This window comes from Massilia sp. LXY-6, from assembly GCF_051233485.1.
GTDB lineage: Bacteria > Pseudomonadota > Gammaproteobacteria > Burkholderiales > Burkholderiaceae_D > Telluria.
In genome coordinates, this window is the sequence record NZ_JBKFGF010000006.1 from 153,585 (window position 1) to 172,617 (window position 19,033).

19 protein-coding genes and 1 tRNA gene are annotated in these 19,033 nt (G+C 65.3%); 3 read left to right on the forward strand and 17 right to left on the reverse strand.

The genetic code is table 11. The annotated features are described in order from the left end of the window. Nucleotides 1-155 precede the first annotated feature (155 nt). A complete protein-coding gene (locus ACI48D_RS03715) occupies nt 156-959 on the forward strand; it encodes a class I SAM-dependent methyltransferase (RefSeq protein ID WP_435569855.1) in 804 nt (267 codons plus the stop codon). 15 nt (nt 960-974) lie between these two features. On the opposite strand, the gene ACI48D_RS03720 is transcribed toward ACI48D_RS03715, so the two are convergent. The 5 genes from ACI48D_RS03720 to ACI48D_RS03740 form a co-directional block, all read right to left on the reverse strand. Continuing rightward, a complete protein-coding gene (locus ACI48D_RS03720; RefSeq protein WP_435569856.1) occupies nt 975-2,021 on the reverse strand; it encodes an aldo/keto reductase in 1,047 nt (348 codons plus the stop codon). 139 nt (nt 2,022-2,160) lie between these two features. Beyond that, nucleotides 2,161-3,219, reverse strand: a complete 1,059-nt coding sequence (locus ACI48D_RS03725) for a quinone-dependent dihydroorotate dehydrogenase (protein ID WP_435569857.1) — start codon at nt 3,217-3,219, stop codon at nt 2,161-2,163. Nucleotides 3,220-3,271: 52 nt separating this feature from the next. Then, nucleotides 3,272-4,000 carry an arginyltransferase gene (locus ACI48D_RS03730; RefSeq protein WP_435569858.1) on the reverse strand — a complete coding sequence of 243 codons (729 nt, stop codon included), beginning with the start codon at nt 3,998-4,000 and terminating at the stop codon, nt 3,272-3,274. Between the two features lie 59 nt (nt 4,001-4,059). Then, on the reverse strand, nt 4,060-4,782 hold the full coding sequence (gene aat / locus ACI48D_RS03735) for a leucyl/phenylalanyl-tRNA--protein transferase (protein ID WP_435569859.1): 723 nt from the start codon (nt 4,780-4,782) through the stop codon (nt 4,060-4,062). 13 nt (nt 4,783-4,795) lie between these two features. Next, nucleotides 4,796-5,377 (reverse strand): NUDIX hydrolase, encoded by a 582-nt coding sequence (locus ACI48D_RS03740; protein ID WP_435569860.1) that lies wholly within the window; start codon nt 5,375-5,377, stop codon nt 4,796-4,798. Nucleotides 5,378-5,550: 173 nt separating this feature from the next. On the opposite strand from ACI48D_RS03740, the gene ACI48D_RS03745 reads away from it, so the two are divergent. Next, nucleotides 5,551-5,627 (forward strand) — tRNA-Met (locus ACI48D_RS03745). Between the two features lie 155 nt (nt 5,628-5,782). After that, entirely contained in the window at nt 5,783-6,193 is a 411-nt protein-coding gene (locus tag ACI48D_RS03750; RefSeq protein ID WP_435569861.1) for a T6SS immunity protein Tdi1 domain-containing protein, read from the forward strand. 4 nt (nt 6,194-6,197) lie between these two features. Here ACI48D_RS03750 and ACI48D_RS03755 read toward each other — a convergent pair whose 3' ends face one another. From ACI48D_RS03755 to ACI48D_RS03810, 12 genes are all read right to left on the reverse strand, one after another. Further along, the gene (locus tag ACI48D_RS03755) at nt 6,198-7,244 is read right to left on the reverse strand and encodes a hypothetical protein (RefSeq protein ID WP_435569862.1); all 1,047 of its coding nucleotides are present in this window, start codon (nt 7,242-7,244) and stop codon (nt 6,198-6,200) included. Nucleotides 7,245-7,283: 39 nt separating this feature from the next. Next, nucleotides 7,284-8,171 (reverse strand): DNA-3-methyladenine glycosylase 2, encoded by an 888-nt coding sequence (locus ACI48D_RS03760; protein WP_435569863.1) that lies wholly within the window; start codon nt 8,169-8,171, stop codon nt 7,284-7,286. Between the two features lie 4 nt (nt 8,172-8,175). Further along, nucleotides 8,176-9,075 carry a DMT family transporter gene (locus ACI48D_RS03765; protein ID WP_435569864.1) on the reverse strand — a complete coding sequence of 300 codons (900 nt, stop codon included), beginning with the start codon at nt 9,073-9,075 and terminating at the stop codon, nt 8,176-8,178. Between the two features lie 147 nt (nt 9,076-9,222). Further along, nucleotides 9,223-10,314 carry a M48 family metalloprotease gene (locus ACI48D_RS03770; RefSeq protein ID WP_435569865.1) on the reverse strand — a complete coding sequence of 364 codons (1,092 nt, stop codon included), beginning with the start codon at nt 10,312-10,314 and terminating at the stop codon, nt 9,223-9,225. Nucleotides 10,315-10,333: 19 nt separating this feature from the next. Continuing rightward, complete coding sequence (dut, locus tag ACI48D_RS03775; RefSeq protein WP_435569866.1) at nt 10,334-10,783, reverse strand: dUTP diphosphatase; 450 nt, start codon at nt 10,781-10,783, stop codon at nt 10,334-10,336. Between the two features lie 50 nt (nt 10,784-10,833). After that, nucleotides 10,834-12,051: a bifunctional phosphopantothenoylcysteine decarboxylase/phosphopantothenate--cysteine ligase CoaBC gene (coaBC, locus tag ACI48D_RS03780; protein ID WP_435569973.1), complete on the reverse strand. Its 1,218-nt coding sequence runs from the start codon at nt 12,049-12,051 to the stop codon at nt 10,834-10,836. Nucleotides 12,052-12,087: 36 nt separating this feature from the next. Next, the gene (gene lspA, locus ACI48D_RS03785) at nt 12,088-12,618 is read right to left on the reverse strand and encodes a signal peptidase II (protein WP_435569867.1); all 531 of its coding nucleotides are present in this window, start codon (nt 12,616-12,618) and stop codon (nt 12,088-12,090) included. 79 nt (nt 12,619-12,697) lie between these two features. Further along, a complete protein-coding gene (gene ileS, locus ACI48D_RS03790; protein ID WP_435569868.1) occupies nt 12,698-15,589 on the reverse strand; it encodes an isoleucine--tRNA ligase in 2,892 nt (963 codons plus the stop codon). Between the two features lie 80 nt (nt 15,590-15,669). After that, entirely contained in the window at nt 15,670-16,641 is a 972-nt protein-coding gene (locus ACI48D_RS03795; protein WP_435569869.1) for a bifunctional riboflavin kinase/FAD synthetase, read from the reverse strand. A 150-nt stretch (nt 16,642-16,791) separates the two neighbouring features. Continuing rightward, nucleotides 16,792-18,021 (reverse strand): tetratricopeptide repeat protein, encoded by a 1,230-nt coding sequence (locus ACI48D_RS03800; RefSeq protein ID WP_435569870.1) that lies wholly within the window; start codon nt 18,019-18,021, stop codon nt 16,792-16,794. Between the two features lie 70 nt (nt 18,022-18,091). Beyond that, the gene (locus tag ACI48D_RS03805; protein ID WP_435569871.1) at nt 18,092-18,523 is read right to left on the reverse strand and encodes an ExbD/TolR family protein; all 432 of its coding nucleotides are present in this window, start codon (nt 18,521-18,523) and stop codon (nt 18,092-18,094) included. 81 nt (nt 18,524-18,604) lie between these two features. Then, complete coding sequence (locus ACI48D_RS03810; protein ID WP_435569872.1) at nt 18,605-19,033, reverse strand: ExbD/TolR family protein; 429 nt, start codon at nt 19,031-19,033, stop codon at nt 18,605-18,607.

Below are 19,033 nucleotides of genomic sequence, written 5' to 3' on the forward strand. Positions count from 1 at the left end.
AAAGTTTTCATCTATGCAATAATTACTCTTTAGTTAACGTCCGTATGGCGGGCGTGTCGAAAGAGGACATGGAAGGCACATCGAACGTCGTCATCATCCCGGAAGAGGGGGGCGTAGGAGCCACTGGTCGGCCGTGTCCGCCGCACAGGCGCTGGATGTCGAATGAGCAGATGGAAGCCATCCGCCGCGTCGATCATTTCGCACGCAGCGAATACCGCCAGCTGGACCTGAACCAGGTGCTGGACGAGTACATGGGCGATTTCGTCGAACCGCTGCTGCGCCTTGCCGGCCTGCCGGGAGAGGTGGCCGACGTGGGCGCGGGATATGGCTGGCTGGCGCTCGCGTTCGCGCTGCGGACCGAGGCGAAGATCACCGCCATCGAATACGACGGCGCTCGTCTCGAGGCGGCGCGCCAGATCGCCGGGATTCTCGGCGTCGCGCACCGGATCGAGTGGGTGCAGGCCTCGATTGCAGGACTGCCTTTGCCGGAGCGCTCCATGGATGCGGTGTACTGCATCGAAGTGATCGAGCATACCGGGGTGCGGGCGGACTTCGTGGCGCAATTGTGCCGGATCAGCCGTGACGTGCTGGTCATCACCACGCCAAACAAGCTCTTCCCCGTGATTAACCACGATACGGCGCTGCCGTTCTGCCACTGGCTGCCGCTGTGGGTACGCGACCTCTATGCGTCCGCCTTCGGCCGTGGCGGCAGGCAGGACAACAACCTGTTCTGGTCGCCGCGGCGGCTGTTCGGCAGTGCCGCCGGTTTCCGGCGGGTGTCGCGTTTCATGCAGTTCGCCAGCTATGCCGATTATCGCGAACTCCGCCTTGCCGGCGGCAGGCGCCTCACGCCGGCACGGCGTTGCATGGGCGCGTATTTCGCGCTGGCGTCCCTGCTGGGCAGGTGGTCGGTCTACGTGCTGCCGAACCTGGCATCGACGTTCCGGCGCCGCGGCTAGCCGTCCGGCGTCCCGTCACTGGCCCGGATTGGTGTAGCGGGCGTGGATCGCATCGATCGCCGCCGCCACCTCATCCGGCAAGGCGAGGCTCTCCGCATCGATGTTTTCCTTCAGCTGCGCCAGGCTGGTCGCGCCGATGATGGTCGAGCCCACGAACCAGCGCGAATAGCACCACGCCAGCGCCATCTGCGAAGGCAGCATGCCGTGCGCGCGCGCCAGTTCCGCATATTCCTTCACCGCCGCCAGCACCGGAGGGCGCAGGTAGCGCGGGCTCCAGGTCGGCGGGAAGATGGTCAGGCGGCCGTGCGCTTTCGGATCGTCGAGGTACTTGGCGCTGAGCTGGCCGAAGGCGAGCGGGCTGTAGGCCAGCAGGCTTACCTGTTCGCGGTAGCAGACTTCGTCCAGCAGCGTGGTCTCGAAGGCGCGCGCGCTCAGGTTGTACAGGTTCTGGATGGTGGCGATGCGCGGCAAGCCCTTCATTTCCGCCTGCTTGATGTACTCGCACACGCCCCACGGGCTTTCGTTCGACACGCCGATTTGGCGGATCTTGCCTTCCGCGATCAGCTCGCCCAGCACGACCAGCGTCTCTTCGATGGCGACCGCCGTGCGCTCCTTGGCCGGGTCGAAGCTGTTGGCGCCGAAGATCGGCACGTTGCGGCTCGGCCAGTGCAGCTGGTAGAGATCGACGTAGTCGGTCTGCAGGCGGCGCAGGCTGTCCTCGAGGGCGGCGCGGATGCTGGCCGCGTCCAGGTTCTGGCGGCCGCCGCGGATCCAGTGCATGGCCGGGTTCGGGCCGGCCGCCTTGGTCGCCAGCACGATCCGGTCGCGCTTGCCGGATTGCTTCAGCCAGCTGCCGATGAAGCGCTCGGTCGAGCCCTGGGTGCGGGCGCTGGGCATGACCGGGTACATCTCGGCGGTGTCGACGAAGTTGATGCCGCGCTCCAGCGCATAGTCGAGCTGGCTGTGGGCGTCGGCTTCCGTGTTCTGCTCGCCGAAGGTCATGGTGCCGAGGCAGACGCGGGAGACGGTGAGGGCGGTCTTGCCGAGTTGGTGTTTCTTCATTTGAGATCCTTTCTTGCTGTGCGGCTGAACACCGGGCCGCGGGCGGGAAACCGGGGTCAGGAAAACCGGGGTCAGAGCCCACCCGCGAGTCAGTCGGGGTCAGAGCCCACCCGATTAAACCGGGCTCTGACCCCGAGAGTTAAACCGGGCTCTGACCCCGAGAGTTTTTGATTGCATCCGCACACTCCCGAATCAGTCCCGGTCCGCGATAGATCAGCCCGCTGTACAGCTGCACCAGCTGGGCGCCGGCCTGGATCTTGGCCTTGGCGTCGCGGCCGCTCAGGATGCCGCCCACGCCGATGATGGGCACGGCATCGCCGACTTCCTGCTTGAGCGCGCGGATCACGATGTTCGACAGCTCGAACACCGGCGCGCCGGACAGGCCGCCCTGCTGGTTTCCATGACGGAGGTTTTCGACGTCGCGGCGGGTGAGGGTGGTGTTGGTGGCGATCACGCCGTCGATGCCATGGCGCAGCAGGGCGGCGCCGATGTCGCGGATCTGGTCGCCATCGACGTCGGGTGCGATCTTCAGGGCCAGCGGCACGTAGCGGCCATATTCATCCGCCAGGCGCGACTGTTCGCCCTTGAGCTGGGCCAGCAGGGCGTCGAGTTCCGACGCGCCCTGCAGCTGGCGCAAGTTCTTGGTGTTCGGCGAGGAGATGTTCACCGTCACATAGCTGGCATACGGGTAGACCTTGCGCAGGCAGTGCAGGTAATCCTCGGCGGCGCGTTCGATCGGGGTGTCGGCGTTCTTGCCGATATTCAGGCCGAGCACGCCCTGCTGTTCCAGGTAGAAGCGCGAGGCGCGCACGTTGGCGACGAAAGCGTCGACGCCGCCGTTGTTGAAGCCCATGCGGTTGATGATGCCGCGCGCGGACGGCAGGCGGAAGATGCGCGGCTTCGGATTGCCGGCCTGCGGGCGCGGCGTGACCGTGCCGACTTCGATCGAGCCGAAGCCCAGCGCCGCCAGGCCGTCGATGTAGGCGCCGTCCTTGTCGAGGCCGGCAGCCAGGCCGACCGGGTTCGGGAAGGTAATGCCCATCACGGTGCGCGGATCGGGGGCCGGCTTCTTGACCAAGCCGGTCAAACCGAGCGCATTCGCGCGGCGCAGTGCCGGCAGGGTCAGGTTATGGGCCGTTTCGGGATCGAGGGAAAACAGCAGCGGGCGGGCGAGGGCGTACAGGAGTTTGTCGGACATGGCGGCCTAGATGTGAATTGCCGCCATTTTACCCTGTACTAAGGCCCCAAAACTATCGCTCCAGCACTCCCCAGACGCCGTCGATCCGCGCCTCCAGCGGCCGGAAATTGATCTTGTATGCCATCTTCGGGCTCTGCTCGATCCAATAGCCCAGGTAGACATAGGGCAGGCCCAGTTCGCGCGCCTGCTCGATCTGCCACAACACGTTGTAGGTGCCGAAGGAGGCGCCCTCGACGTCCGGATCGAAGAAGGTGTACACGGAAGACAGGCCGTCCGACAGCACGTCGATGATCGACACCATCCGCAGCGTGCCGTCCGGTTCGCGGAACTCGACCAGGCGCGTGTTGACGCGGCTCTGCAGCAGGAACTGGGCGTACTGGTCGCGGCTGTCCTGGTCCATGCCGCCGCCGACGTGGCGGGTGGTCTGGTAGCGCAGGTAGAGCGCATAGTGCTCGTCCGAGAACGACAGGTTGGCCACCATCGCGGACAGCTCGGCGTGGCGCTTCCACGCACGCCGCTGGCTGCGGTTGGGGCCGAAGTCGTTCACCGCCACGCGCACCGGGATGCAGGCGCGGCAGCCGTCGCAATACGGACGGTAGGTAAAGATCCCGCTGCGGCGGAAACCGTTGCGCACCAGCTCGGAATACACGTCCGCATTGATCAGGTGCGAAGGCGTGGCCACCTGCGAGCGCGCCTGGCGCGCATCCAGGTAGCTGCAGGGATAGGGCGCCGTGGTGTAGAACTGCAGCGTAGAAAAGGGCAAGTCATTTAAGTGCGTCATGCAATGCTCTCGAGACGACGTGTTTGACCCATTGTAGCCAAAGATGGCGCGGCGCACCGTTAGGTGGTCAACGGTGACGCAACTTCCCACCGTTCGATGGCGGGTTCGGCGATGGCTTCGCGCACGTGCTCGAGGAAAGCCTTGCGCGGGATCGGAAAGGCGCCGAGCGATGCCAGGTGGCCGGTCTCCTGCTGGCAGTCGAGCATGCGCACACCCTGGCTGCGCAGGAAGGCCACCAGGTAGGCCAGCGCCACCTTGGAAGCGTCGGAGACGCGCGCGAACATCGATTCGCCGTAGAACATGCGGCCGATGCACACGCCATACGCGCCGCCGACCAGTTCGCCGTCCAGCCACACTTCCGCCGAGTGGGCATAGCCCATCCGGTGCAGGCCGGTGTAGCCGGCGATGATGTCTTCCGAGATCCAGGTGCCGGGGCCGTCCTTGCGCGGCGCGGCGCAGGAGCGCATCACGGATTCGAAGGCGCTGTCGAAGCGCACCACCCAGGGGCCGCCTTTGATGCGCGAACGCTCGACCTTGCGCAGGGTCTTTTTAAGGCTGTCGCTGACCTTGAAACGGTCGGTGTACAGCACCATGCGCGGATCGGTGCTCCACCACAGGATCGGCTGGCCTTCCGAGAACCACGGGAAGATGCCGTTGCGGTAGGCCTGCAGCAGGCGCTGGGGCGAGAGGTCGGCACCGGCCGCGAGCAGGCCGGGGGCGTCGGTGGTCAACGCCTCGGATACGTCCGGGAACGGCGTATTCGCTTCGAGCCAGGGGATCATGGTCTCTTGATGATCAATCGGGTTCGACAGGGGCGCGCATTGGCTTCGTGATGTCGCGGCTGTGGAAGCCGTAGCTGCCGCCTTCGAGCACCTTGCGACGGTCTGCGAAGAACAGCTCCAGCGTGGTACGGATGGTCGGGAAGGCCAGGTCGTCCCAGGGAACCTCGTGTTCCGTGAACAGTTGCACGTCCAGGCTCTCGATGCCGGGCGCGAAATCCAGGTCGAGCAGGCGCGCCAGGTAGAACAGGTGGACCTGGTGCACGTGGGCGACGTTGAGCAGGGTGAACAGCTCGCCCAGTTCGACGTTGGCGCCCGCTTCCTCCTCGGTTTCGCGCACCGCGGCCTGGCCGGTGGTCTCCTCGTTTTCCATGAAGCCGGCGGGCAGAGTCCAGTAGCCGTAGCGCGGTTCGATCGCGCGCTTGCACAGCAGGACCCTCAGCTCGCCGTCCTGTTCCCAGACAGGGATCGAGCCGATCACCATCTTCGGGTTCTGGTAGTGGATGGTGCCGCATTGGGTGCACACGTAGCGCGGCCGGTTGTCGCCTTCGGGGATGGCCACCGTCACCGGATGGGCGCACTCGGAGCAGAATTTCATGGAAAAAGGAAGTAATGACATTGCCCTTACTTTACCACCGTCTCGTGCCAACTGTGCCGCAATCCGTACGCGCCCCAGGCTGTCCAGGCTGGCAGCTTATGCTGCAACCCGAGGGAAAAATAGGACCGGCATTGCCTAAACCGCGGAAGGGCCGTATAATACGAACCATCAGACGCGGGGTGGAGCAGTCTGGCAGCTCGTCGGGCTCATAACCCGAAGGTCACAGGTTCAAATCCTGTCCCCGCAACCAGATTCCAAGGCCGTTGATCCTGTTCAGGATCAGCGGCCTTTTCATTTGTCCGCGCCGCTCCGGCCGCACCTGAAGCGCCTCAATCCCCAGCTTCTTCGTCGCAACGCCTGCGGCCCAGCCCGGTCGAAGATATGTCGGCTGAATGCGGAGCGATCATGATCACTGTTGACGAGATTAACGAGGCGTGGGGCTGGGTCGGCCTGAGGGCGGTGGAAGTGCTGGGGGAGAATGCCTTCGGCAACCTGATCATCCGCGACGACGAGGGCCGCTACTGGCGCCTGTCGCCGCAGGACCTGAGCTGCGAACCGGTGGCCGAGGACCGCGCCGCCCTCGACGCGCTGTCCTATAACCAGGAATTCCTGAACGACTGGTACATGCCCGAGCAGGTGCGCCTGGCGGAGTCCACCCTGGGGCCGCTGAGCGCGGGCCGCAAGTACTGCCTGAAGATCCCGAGCGCGCTGGGCGGCCACTACGGGCGCGACAACCTGGCCACCGTGCCCTTGTCCGAACTGATCCGCTTTGCGGGCGAGGGCGCCCAGCAGTTCGAAGGCTTGCCGCGCTGGTAAGCGTTCAGAAATCCGTCAGCAGGCCCAGCTGGAACAGGTCGCGGTCGTCGGTCTGGCGGAAGGTTTTTACGCGGTTGAAGTTCATGAACGCGCGCGTATGCCGCGACAGCGCCTGCTCGGCCTGGAACGTGATCAGGAGATTCGCATGCGTGACGTTGTCGTCGCGCCGGTTCCGGGCAACATACGGGCCGAGTCCGGCGCTCATCGCGAAGCGCGGCGTGACCGTCTGCACGTACCACAACTGGGCCGCGGCGCCGCGCCGGTCGACCCGGGCACCGTCGTCACCCTCGAACAGGAATTTTCCCGACACCGCCCAGTGCTCGAGCCGCTCGCCAAGGTAGCGCCGTACTTCCAGCACGGAGGCGATCGCGCCGTCGGTGCCGGACATGTTGGTGATCGAATTGCCGACCGAAGCGCCGAACCACGTGCGGCCGTTGGCCGGATCCGTCTCCGGGTCGGGTTCGGAGCGGCCGAACTGGCGTCCGATGCCGATCATCAAGGCGTCGGAGCGGTGCACATTGCGCATCTGCACGTGGTTATAGCCGATGCGCAGGTGAGTGCCAGCCGGCAAGTCGCCCAGCGGCACCCGCAAGGCCAGGCTGAACAGGGCGCCGACGTTGGCATCGTCGATCTGGCGGCCGTCGATGACGGTGGTGTTCATGCTCAGGTAAGGGCCGACTCCCAGTTCGACGGCGCTGCGCGCGCCGAGCCGGCGCACCGCCAGCCATTGCAGGGCGAAGCCGTCGCGGTGGTTGTTGTCCGGATGGCCTTCGTTGTAATGGACGAAGTCGATGCGTTCGCTGAGGCTGTCCGGCAAGGGCGAGCCGAACAGGGTGCGCTGCTGGCGCCCGGCCCGCACCTCGAAGGTCCGCCCGCGCATCCAGCGGTAACCCTCGGCATTGCCGCCATGGATCCGGCCGTTGCCGAACACCAGCGACAAATAGGCGCCGTGGTCGTCCGGAGCATCGGTCACGTCGGTGGGCACGTTCTGGGCCCGGGTCAAACCGGCGCACGCCATCAGCAGTGCGCAACAAGCTGCTTGAAGTTTCATATCACCCCTCGGTATCACGGATGAGTCCGCTTTAGCGAATTATCCCGCAGTCTGGCTGAGGCTGACCCAAAGATGCGCAGACGCCATGGTGCGATGGGGACGGTAGGCCTGCAGAAAAGCGGCGGCTTCCGGCAGGGTCGGGCGTTCGGCGGCGCCGAGCAGTCGCCCGATGGCGGTGCGCACGGCCACGTCACCCTCGAGCGAGCAATCCGGAAAGCCATAACCGCGCAGCAGCGCGTAGTTCACGGTCCACGGGCCGATGCCCTTCACCGCCAGCAGGCGCTCGCTAACCTGATGCGGATCGGCATCGCGGCGCAGGTCCAATTCGCCGTCCGCCGCCAGCCGCGCCAGGCGCAGCAGGGTCTCGGCCTTGGCACGCGAAAACTTGCGGCTGGTCAGCTGGTCGAGGTCGAGCCGGGCGGCGTCCACCGCTTCCGGGTAGCACCACAGGCCGTCCGGGTGGGCGCGGCCGGCCAGCGCGATGAAGGTGCGTCGCAGGGCGATCGCGAAGCCCAAGTTGATCTGCTGGCCGATGATGGCCCAGCTCAGGGCCTCGAAGATGGTGGCCGACTGGATCACGCGCAGGCCGCGCGCGCGCGCCACCAGCGGCGCGAACAGCGCGTCATCCGCGACTGCCGCCTCGAAGGGCGCGGGGTCGATGCGCAGGCCCAGGATATTGAGCAACATACCGTGCGCGGCCGCCGGCGGTTGCCCGCCATCCACGTTGACCGTGCACAGGGCCTGGCCGGGCTGCGCGCCGAGCTCGACTTCGAGCACCGTGGGCAGGCCATCCACCATCACGCCCTTGCGGATGCGATCGCCCTCGATGCGTTCGGCCAGGCCTTCGGCATCGCGGCCATGGAAAGTGAAAACGTCCTGCCGGCGGTAGTCCGGCGGCAGGTCGATGGACAGTGCGAAGCGGCTCACCGGTTCACTTTCCCTGCATGGCCGCCGGCGCGGCGCGGCGTTTGATGCGCGGCACGAAGCCCGTCACCAGCGCGGTGCCGACCAGGACGATGGCGGAGCCGGCGATGGTGTACCAGCCGATGGTCTCGCCGAGGAACAGCGCGCCCCACAGGATGCCGAATACCGGATTCAGGAAGGTGACCGTCAGGGCGGAGGTGGTGCCGACTTCCTCGATCAGGCGGAAGTACAGGATGTAGGCGATGCCGCTGCACAGCACGCCCAGCGCAAGCACGGCCCCGACGATGCCTAGCGTGGGCGCGGCCGTCATCGGAAAGAAGGGCAGCACCGGCAGCACCATCACGCTGGATGCCCACATGGTGCCGTGGGCGTTGGCGAACGGCTCGACGCTCTTCGCCGAGCGCGCATACTGGCTGGCGACGCCGTAGCTCAGGGCCGCGGCCAGCGCGGCCACCACGGCGATGCCGGCGCCGGGCTTGCTGGAGACATGGTCGAAGCCGACCAGCAGGGCCACCCCTAGCGTGCCCAACAGCAGTCCGAGCGCGGTGCGCAAGCCGATCGCGTGGCGGGTCCAGGCGGCGCCGACCAGCGCGCCCCACATCGGCGCGGTTGCGTTCAATACCGACAGCACCGAGGCCGACAGCGTGCGGGCGCCGAATGCGAACAGCAGGAAGGGCAGGGCGGAATTGAAGAAGCCGAGGATGAAGTAATGCTTCCAGTTGGCGCGCAGGTCGAGGCGCTTCTTCAGCACGAAGCCGACGACCGCCAGGAACAGCGCGGCGAACAGCACCCGGAACTCGATCAGCACCGCCGGCCCGAGCACGGGCGCGCTGATGCGCATGAAGAGAAAGGAGCCGCCCCAGATGGCGGCAAGGGAAACGAGGCGCAGCAGGTTGGCGGTGTTCATTGCGTTCTTCTTTGTAAAGCGCCGTACTCCCGTTTCTTGCTGCCGAATCGGGATGGGTGGCGGGGAATCGGCAATGATACAAAAAATGCGGGATGCTTTGCTGATAAGTTGCTCGTCGTCCGCGCCTGCGCGGGGACGACGGTGCTGTTACGGCACCAGCGGCTTCTTGGCCGAGCGCTTGGCCTTGATCTCCGCCTGCGCCTTCTCGATCGCCGCCAGGCGCGCCGACAGTGCCGGGTGGTTGGCGTTGTAGCCGTTCAGGACCGTGGAAGGGTAGCGTTCGTTCAGGCGCTTCCAGAAATTGTCGGCGTCGTCGATCTCGTAGCCGGCGCGCGCGGCCATGTAGAGGCTCAGGCGGTCGGCGGCGGCGTCCATCTCGGGCGGCATCGCCTTGATGCCGCCGCTGCCGATCAGCATCGAGGTATCCGGCGTGACGCTCTTGAGGTTGTCGATGATGCTGCCGATGGTGGAGACGTTGCGCTGGGCGGCGGCGTGGCCGAGCATGTTGTGGGCCATCGTCTTGGCCAGCACGTAGGCCAGTTCGTCGTCGTTGCGGGTGAAGTTGATCATGCCGCGCGTGACCAGCACGCGCGAGCCGTCAGCGTAGGCGTTGACGTTGTCGGCGTTGCCCAGTTCGATCGCGAAGGCGCAGGCGCGCGTGACCGGCACCGACAGGCGGCGCTCGCTGTCGTGGCGTTCGACCGTCATCGGCAGCGTGGCCTGGGAAGCGACGATCTTGCCGAAGATGGCGCCGGCCTGGCTCAGCGCATGCTGGCCGGTCGGCAGCGGCTTGCCGCCCGCCGTCAGCAGCACGTCGCCGGTCTGCAGGCCGGCCTTGGCGGCGCCGCTGCCGGCCAGCACGCTGGTGACCTGCAGGCGTTCGTCCATGCCGAAGGCGACGTGGGCGGCTTCGTTATACTCGCCCGGGTAGGACCAGCGGTTCTTGGCGGTGAAGCCGAGCAGGTTGCGCGCCTGGTTCTTGCACAACTCGGCGTTCTGGATGAGGAGCGGGGCCGCGACCTTGTACAGGCGGTTCTGCAGGTCGGCCATCTTGGTGAGCGTGTCGGCGGCAACGGCCATCTGCGGGCTCAGGCCCGGCGCTTCGGGTGCGCGCTCGACGACCCGCGGCGTGATCGCGGGCTGTTGCGGGCCCTGGGTGGCGCAGCCGGACAGCAGCAGGGCGCTGGCGACGGCCAGGACGGGAAATGCCTGGATGGCAGGGCGGCGATTGGCGGTCATGTGCTCCTCATTCCGTTTTTTATTGTTTGCCGGTGCTGCCGAACCCTCCGGTGCCCCGGTCGCTCGATGCGAACTCCTCCACCACCTTGAAACCAACCTGAACGACGGGCACCACGACCAGCTGTGCGAGCCTGTCCATCGGCTGCAGCGTGAACGCGGACTGGCCCCGGTTCCAGGTGGAGACCATCAGCTGGCCCTGGTAATCGGAGTCGATCAAGCCTACCAGATTACCGAGGACGATGCCGTTCTTATGGCCGAGCCCACTGCGCGGCAGGATCATCGCCGCATAGCCGGCGTCGGCGATGTGGATGGCCAGGCCGGTCGGCACCAAGACCGTCTGTCCCGGCTCCAGGGTCAGCGGCGCGTCGATGCAGGCGCGCAGGTCGAGGCCCGCGCTGCCGCCGGTGGCGTAGGTGGGCAGGAAGTCCTTCATGCGCGGGTCGAGAATCTTGAGGTCGATCTGTTTCATGGAGAGTGATGCGTGAAGCCTTGTGCGTTGATGGGTGGTGCGGAGGCGGCTCAGGTAAGCAGCGACCGGCGTTCGAGGCGCTTGGCGATTTCGGAGACCAGTTGGCGCGCCAGTTGCAGCTTGCCCGCTTGCGGCAGCACGGTGTGGCCGCCGTCGTCGAACAGCACGATCGAATTCTCATCCTGACCGAAGGTATGGGGGCCGATATTGCCGACCAACAAAGGAATGCCTTTCTTTTCGCGCTTGGCGGCGCCGTATTCGATCAGGTTTTCCGACTCGGCGGCGAAGCCGACGCAATACGGCCAGCCGTTGAGCGAGGTGGTGCCGGCCACGGTGGCGAGGATGTCGGGGTTCTGCGCGAACTGAAGGCTTGGCGTACCGCTGGCGTCCTTCTTGATCTTCTGTGCGCTGGCATTCTCGACGCGCCAGTCGGCCACCGCGGCCACGCCGATGAAGATGTGCTGTCCCTGGATGCCGGCCATGACAGCGTCCAGCATCTGCTGCGCGCTCTGGACGTCGATACGGCGCACGCCGTGCGGGGTGTCCAGCGCGGTCGGGCCGGACACCAGGGTGACGTCGGCGCCGGCCTCGCGCGCGGCACGCGCGACCGCATAGCCCATCTTGCCGGACGACAGATTCGTGATGCCGCGCACCGGGTCGATCGCCTCGTAGGTCGGGCCGGCCGTGATCAGCACGCGCTTGCCCGCCAGGACCTTCGGCTGGAACGAGGCCACCAGCTCTTCCAGCAGCTCGTTCGGTTCCAGCATGCGTCCCATGCCGGTTTCGCCGCACGCCTGGGAACCGGCGGCCGGGCCGAAGATCCGCACGCCGTCGTCACGCAGTTGCGCCACGTTGCGCTGGGTAGCCGGCTTTTCCCACATCTCGACGTTCATGGCCGGCGCCGCCAGCAGCGGCACCTGGTGCGGGCGCGCCAGGCACAGGGTCGACAGCAGGTCGTCGGTGGCGCCGTGGGCCAGCTTGAACAGGAAGTCGGCCGAGCATGGCGCGACCAGGATCGCATCGGCGTCGCGCGTCAGGTCGATGTGGGCCATGTTGTTGGGGATGCGGCCGTCCCACTGGTCGGTGTAGACGGTGCGGCCGGACAGCGCCTGCATCGTCACCGGGCCGATGAAGTGGGTGGCGGCCTCGGTCATCACGACCTGCACGCCCGCGCCTTCCTTGGTGAGAAGCCGGCACAGCTCCGCGGCCTTGTAGCAGGCCACGCCGCCGGACAGGCCCAGGACGATCTTCTTGCCCTTCAGGTCCATGCTCATAGCTTTATCTCCGAAATGCTTGGTGCTTGCTTAATGCTTGTTCACCCGGCGCAGTTCGTCGAAGATGAACAGGATCGCGCCGATGGTGATCGCGGTGTCGGCGATGTTAAAGGCCGGGAAGTGGCCGACCCCGGACAGATGAAAATCGAGGAAGTCGATCACGTGGCCGTAGACCAGGCGGTCGATCAGGTTGCCTAGAGCGCCGCCCATGATCAGGGCCAGGGCCCAGCAGAACATGCGCTGGCCGGCGTGCTTGCGCAGCAGGTAGATGATGAAGCAGACCGCGCCGATGGCGATGGCGGCGAAGAAGTAGCGCTGCCAGCCGCCCTGGTTGGACAGGAAGCTGAAGGCCGCGCCCGGGTTATACGCGAGCACCAGGTTGAAGAAGCTCGTGATCGGCTTTTCCTCGCCGTGCATGAAGGTGCGGGTGATGGTGATCTTGCTGATCTGGTCGAGCAGGATCACGATGAAGGCGATGCCGAGCCAGGGCGTCAGGCTGCTGGCGGAGCTGGAGCGCGACGTGATGGCGGAGACGCTGGGTTTGGATTTTTTCGTGGCCATGGCTTGATGGAGGAGGGAAGGGAAGGTGGAACACGCCCGCCTCCGCCGCAAGCGGCCGAAGGCGGGCGCCAACCTGCGCTTACGCGAAGCGGCGCTGTTCTCCGCTGCCGAACAGGTTGCTCGTGCAGCGGGCGCACAGGCCCGGGTGGGCCGCGTCATGGCCGACGTCGCGGCGGTAGTGCCAGCAGCGCTCGCACTTATCCGCCGTCGACGGGGTCACCGCCACCGCTTCCTGGGCCGCGTCCTCGACCTTCTCGACGGCCGCCTGCGAGGTGATGAAGACGAACTTCAGGTCGTCGTCCAGGCTGGCCAGGGCATCGTACTTGTCGCCGGCGGCCCTCAAGGCCAGTTCCGCCTGCAGCGAGGAGCCGATCGCGCCCGAGGCACGCACTTCTTCCAGCTGCTTGGTGACGTCGGCACGCACGGCGCGCAGCAGGGCGTACTTGTCCAGCAGGGCGGCGCCGTCGGCGACGTCCGGGAAGTTCCACAGGGTCTGCGTGAAGATCGTCTCGTCCGAATCGCGGTAGGCCTGCTCGCCCGCGAACACGGCCCAGGCTTCCTCGGCGGTGAAGGACAGGATCGGCGCCATGATGCGCAGCAGCGCGTGCGCGATGTGCCACAGCGCGGTCTGGGCCGAGCGGCGGGCCAGGGAATCGACCCCGGTGGTGTACAGGCGGTCCTTCAGGATGTCGAGGTAGAAGCCGCCCAGGTCCTCCGAGCAGAAGTTCTGCAGGCGTGCGACCACCGGGTGGAACTCGTAGCGCTCGAAGTGGGCGGCGACATCGAGCTGCAGGCGCGCGGTCTCGGCCAGCGCGTAGCGGTCGATCTCGAGCATCTCGGACACCGGCACGGCGTTCTTGACCGGATCGAAATCCGAGGTGTTCGCCAGCAGGAAGCGCAGGGTGTTGCGGATGCGGCGGTAGGATTCCGTCACGCGCTTGAGGATCTCTTCGCCGATCGACAGCTCGCCGGTGTAGTCGGTCGAGGCGACCCACAGGCGCAGGATGTCGGCACCGAGGGTATCGGAGATCTTCTGCGGCGCCATCGTGTTACCCAGCGACTTCGACATCTTCTTGCCGTTCTCGTCGACCGTGAAGCCGTGGGTCAGCAGCGCCTTGTAGGGCGGGCGGCCGTTCAGCATGGACGAGGTCAGCAGCGAAGAGTGGAACCAGCCGCGGTGCTGGTCCGAGCCTTCCAGGTAGAGGTCGGCCGGGAATGCCGACTGTTCCTTGTGCGAGCCGCGCAGCACGGTCTGGTGGGTCGAGCCGGAGTCGAACCAGACGTCCAGCGTGTCGCGGTTCTTTTCGTAGATGTCGGCGTCGTTACCCAGCAGTTCGCGCGGGTCGAGCTGGTGCCAGGCGTCGATGCCGTTCGCTTCGATCAGCTTGGCCACCTGCTCCAGCAGCTCCGGGGTGCGCGGGTGCAGTACGCCGGTCTCCTTGTGGATGAAGAAGGCCATCGGCACGCCCCACTGGCGCTGGCGCGACAGGGTCCAGTCCGGGCGGTTGGCGATCATGCCGTGCAGGCGCGCCTGGCCCCAGTCCGGGAAGAACCGGGTATCGGCGATGCCGGCCAGCGCGGTCTCGCGCAGGGTCGGGCCGCCATCCTTCGGCGTGAGGTCCATGCCGGCGAACCACTGGCTGGTGGCGCGGTAGACGATCGGGGTCTTGTGGCGCCAGCAGTGCATATAGCTGTGGTCGAACATCTTCAGTTCGAACAGGGCGCCCGCTTCGGTCAGCGCGCCGCAGATCGGTTTGCTGGCTTCCCAGATCGTCATGCCGCCGAACAGCGGCAGGGTGGAGGCGAAGCGGCCGTCGCCCATCACGGGTTTGAGGATCTCGTCGTCCTTCATGCCATGCGCCTTGCAGGACTGGAAGTCTTCCAGGCCGTAGGCCGGGGCCGAGTGGACCACGCCGGTGCCGCTGTCGGTGGTGACGTAGTCGGCCAGGTAGACAGGGGAGCTGCGGTCGTAGAACGGGTCGGCCTTGTGCAGCGGGTGCTTGAAGCGGATCCCGTCCAGCTGTTCGCCGCTGGTGGTGGCGACGACCTCGCCTTCCAGCTTGTAGCGCGCCAGGACGGATTCGGCCAGGTCTTTCGCCACGATCAGCAGGACAGGTTTGTCGTTGCGGACGGCCTTGACCAGCGCGTACGTCACTTCCGGGTGCACGTTCAGGGCCTGGTTCGACGGGATGGTCCACGGAGTGGTGGTCCAGATCACGATGAAGCCGTCGCCTTCCGGCAGCTGGTCGAGGCCGAATGCGGCAGCCAGCTTTTCCGGCTCCGCGAACGGGAAGCCGACGTCGATCGCCGGATCGCGCTTGTCCTGGTATTCGACTTCCGCCTCCGCCAGCGCCGAGCCGCAGTCGAAGCACCAGTTCACCGGCTTCAGGCCGCGGTACACGTAACCCTTTTCGAGCAGGGTGCCGAGGGCGCGCAGTTCGTCGGCCTCGTTACCGTAGGCCATGGTCATGTAGGGATTGTCCCATTCACCCAGCACGCCCAGGCGGATGAAGCCGGCGCGCTGGCGGTCGATCTGCTCGAGCGCGTAGGCGCGGGCCTTTTGCAGCACCTCGGCGGTCGGCAGGTTCTTGCCGTACAGTTTTTCGATCTGGATCTCGATCGGCATGCCGTGGCAGTCCCAGCCCGGTACGTAGGGCGCGTCGAAGCCGGCCATGGTGCGCGATTTGACGACCATGTCCTTCAGGATCTTGTTGACGGCGTGGCCCAGGTGGATGTCGCCATTGGCGTACGGCGGACCGTCGTGCAGGATGAACTTCGGACGGCCGGCGGCGGCCTTGCGCACGCGCTCGTAGATCTTCTTGTCCTGCCATTGCTTGACCCAGCCCGGCTCGCGCTTGGCGAGGTCGCCGCGCATCGGGAAAGTCGTGTCGGTCATGTTGACCGGATATTTACTGTCGGGCTTGTTGCCGCCTTGCTTAGCCCCTTTCGGGCCGTTCTTCGTATCGGACATAGGATTTTTCTAAAGTGGACTGCTGTTGTGCGTGAGTGAGACCGAAGCCGCGGCAGGCGGCATGGCCGGGTCGATCACGTTCAAATTCGGTCGGTGGCGGTGAGGGCAGCCCTGCGCTGGGCGAACCAGGCCCGCGCCTGCTGGGCGTCGCGGTCGATCGCGGCGGTGAGGGTGGGCAGGTCGACGTACTTTTCCTCGTCGCGCAGCTTGGCCAGGAATTCGACGCGCACCAGTTTGCCGTAGCAGGGCTGGTTCCAGTCGAACACGTGGACTTCGAGCAGCATGCGGCCCGCATCCTCGACGGTCGGACGCACGCCGAGGCTGGCGACGGCCGGCAGCGGATGGTCCGCCAGGCCGTGCACCTGTACCACGAAGATGCCGGCCAGGGCCGGGCGGTGGGCGACGCGCAGGTTCAGGGTCGGAAAGCCGAGCGTGCGGCCGAGCTTGGCGCCGTGGATCACGTGGCCGGACATCGAATAAGGATGGCCGAGCAGGGCGCGGGTGGCATCGAAATCGCCGGCCGCCAGCGCCGCGCGCACGGCCGAGGAAGAGATGCGGGTCGATTCGTGCAGCACGGCCGGCAGGGTGTGGACCTCGAAGCCGTATTCCTTGCCGGCCTCGGCCAGCAGGGCGACGTTGCCGGCGCGCCGGGCACCGTAGCAGAAGTCGTCGCCGACCATCAGCCATTTCACGTGCAGGCCCTCGACCAGCACTTTTTCCGTGAATTCCCGCGGCGACATCGAGGCGAAATGCTCGTTGAAGTGCTCGACGATGACGCGGTCGACGCCGGCGTTCGACAGCGACTCCAACTTGTCGCGCAGGTTGGCGATGCGGGCCGGAGCCTTCGACAGGTCGTTTGCCCGGCGGGCGAAATATTCGCGCGGATGCGGTTCGAAGGTCATCACGGCGGACTCCAGCCCGAGGTGCTGCGCGGCCGCGGTCACGTGCGCCAACAACGCCTGGTGCCCGCGGTGGACACCGTCGAAGTTGCCGATCGTGAGTGCGCAAGGCGCGCGCGCCCTGTCGTTGGGAAGTCCGCGAAATACCTTCATTGGATGATTCGTGCTCCGAGGCGAAATACCAGATTATACGGCAACTCGCATGTTGCACAGCGCAATGACCGGAATGACCAGGGGAAAGAAAAAAGCGCCGCCTGCGGGGCAGGGCGGCGCTTTTCAGCGATGCGGGAACAAAACCGGGGCTCAGGCCGCCGGCTTGTTGATCGCCATGATGAAGTAACGGGCCAGGTCGGCAGTGCCTTCCTTGCCGCCGACCGACTTCAGCGTGCTGATGGCCTGCTGCTTCTTGCCGGCCACGGCATACGCTTCGCCCAGGTGCAGCTTGGCGTCTTCCGGATACTTCAGACCGCCGGCCTTGATGGCGGCATCCATCATCTTCAGACCCTTGTCGCTCTGGCCCGACTGAACCAGGGAGTAACCGAGAGCGAACAGTCCGTCGTTGTCCTTGTCCTTGGTCATCTGGGCTTCGTCGGCCGCCAGGTTCTTGTTCTGCTCGGCCAGGGTCTTCTCGGCCAGGTCCTTCAGGCGCTGGTGGCGGGCGGCATCCGGACCGGTGCCCAGGGCGCCGGCCTTGTAGCCCTTGTCGATGACCTTGATGGCTTCGGCCGGGGCCTTCGCCTGCAGCACGAGCTGGGCCATTTCCATGTATTCGCTCGGCTTCTTCATCAGGTTGTTGGCCAGCTTCAGACGCCAGACGTCGACTGCCAGGCGGCTGGAGAAGCCCGGCTTGCCCTGCACGCGGTTCAGCAGGTCGGTCCAGTACTGGGCCTTCGGATAGTTGGCGGCCAGTTTCTCGATGGTGTTGACGTAGCCCGCCTTGTCGTTCTTCTTCAGTTGAACGTTGGCCAGCATGCCCAGCTGGTCTTCGCTCAGCTGGCCGCGCTTCTCGGCGTTGCGCAGTTCGTTTTCAAGCGCGGCGACGTTGCCCTGCTTGTAGTAGTTCTGCATCAGGTAGGCGCGCAGTTTCGGATCGTCGCGCTCTTTCAGCTGGCGCTCGATGGCGGCATTCGCCTTGCTCAGGTCGCCCGCACGCATGTAGATGCCGATCAGGCCTTCCGAGAACTGCGACTTTTCCGCAGCGGACAGCTTGCCCGAACCGATCAGGTATTCGAAAGCCTTGGCGGCGGTCTCGTAGTCGCCTGCCTGCGAAGCAGCGCCGGCACGGGTGCGTTCGATCAGGTAGGTTTCGTTCGCCGACTTGCCGCTGACGCTGTCGAGCTGGCGCAGTTTGGCGAGGGCCTCCTTGTTCTTGCCCGACTTCATCAATTGCTGCGCTTCCTGCAGCGGCTTGCCGATTTCCGGACGGAGGGTCTCGGCGGCGTAAGCAGGGGCCAGGCCAACCACCGGAACGGCGGCGGTGAAACCGAGTGCGGCCAGGGCAAGGCCGAGGTGTGCAAGGCGGAATTTGATCATTATCGGAATTCTTTCATTCAAAATAGACACGGCAGGGAATCCCTGCCGTGTTCATTATAGCCAAAGCTAATTACTGGAACTGTTCGTTACCGACCATACCAATCTTGGTCACGCCCAGACGCTGGGCCGCAGCCATCACGCCAGCGACAACCTTGTATTCGACCAGCTTGTTCGGACGCAGGTGCACTTCCGGCTGATCAGCTTGGGCGGCCACGCTGGCCAGCTTCGCTTCGAGGGTGGCGCGATCGGGGATCGGGGTGTTATCCCAGAGGATAGTACCGTCGAAGTCCACGTCGATCGTGATCACTACGGGTTCCTTGGTCGGCGGCGGCGGATTGCCAACCGGCATGTTCAAGTTGACCGAGTGATTTTGCTTCGGAATGGTGATGATCATCATGATGATCAGCACCAGCATGACGTCGATCAGCGGCGTCATGTTCATTTCCATCATCGGTTCCGGATCTGCTCCTTTAGCTCCGGAGGAACCAACGTTCATAGACATGGTGTTTCCTTTCAAATCTTGGGGGTCCGCCCGATACCGGCATTGCCGGCATCGAGCGGAAGGCTTGAGCCTTTATCAGGTTTAGCCCCTGTCAGGAATTTCGGTGATGAAACCGACCTTCTGAACCCCGGCACGCTGGGCCGTGTACAGCACCTTGCCGATGAATTCGTAGCGGGTAGCCTGGTCGCCACGGATCTTTACTTCCGGCTGCGGCACTTTCACCGATTCCTTGCTCAGGAAATCGAACAGTTCGTCGGTGTTGGCCAGGCGCTTCTGGTTCCAGTACATCTCACCATCTTTGTTGATGACGATGTTCACGTCTTCCGGCGTGGTCTTGGCAACCTGGTTGATCTCGAGCGGCAGGTTGATCTTCTGCAGCTTGAGAACCACCGGGCTGGTGATCAGAAAGATGATCAGGAGAACCAACATGATGTCCACGAGGGGCGTCGTGTTGATCTCCGACATCACGGTATCTTCATCTCCGCTATCGGAGCCGACACTCATCGACAT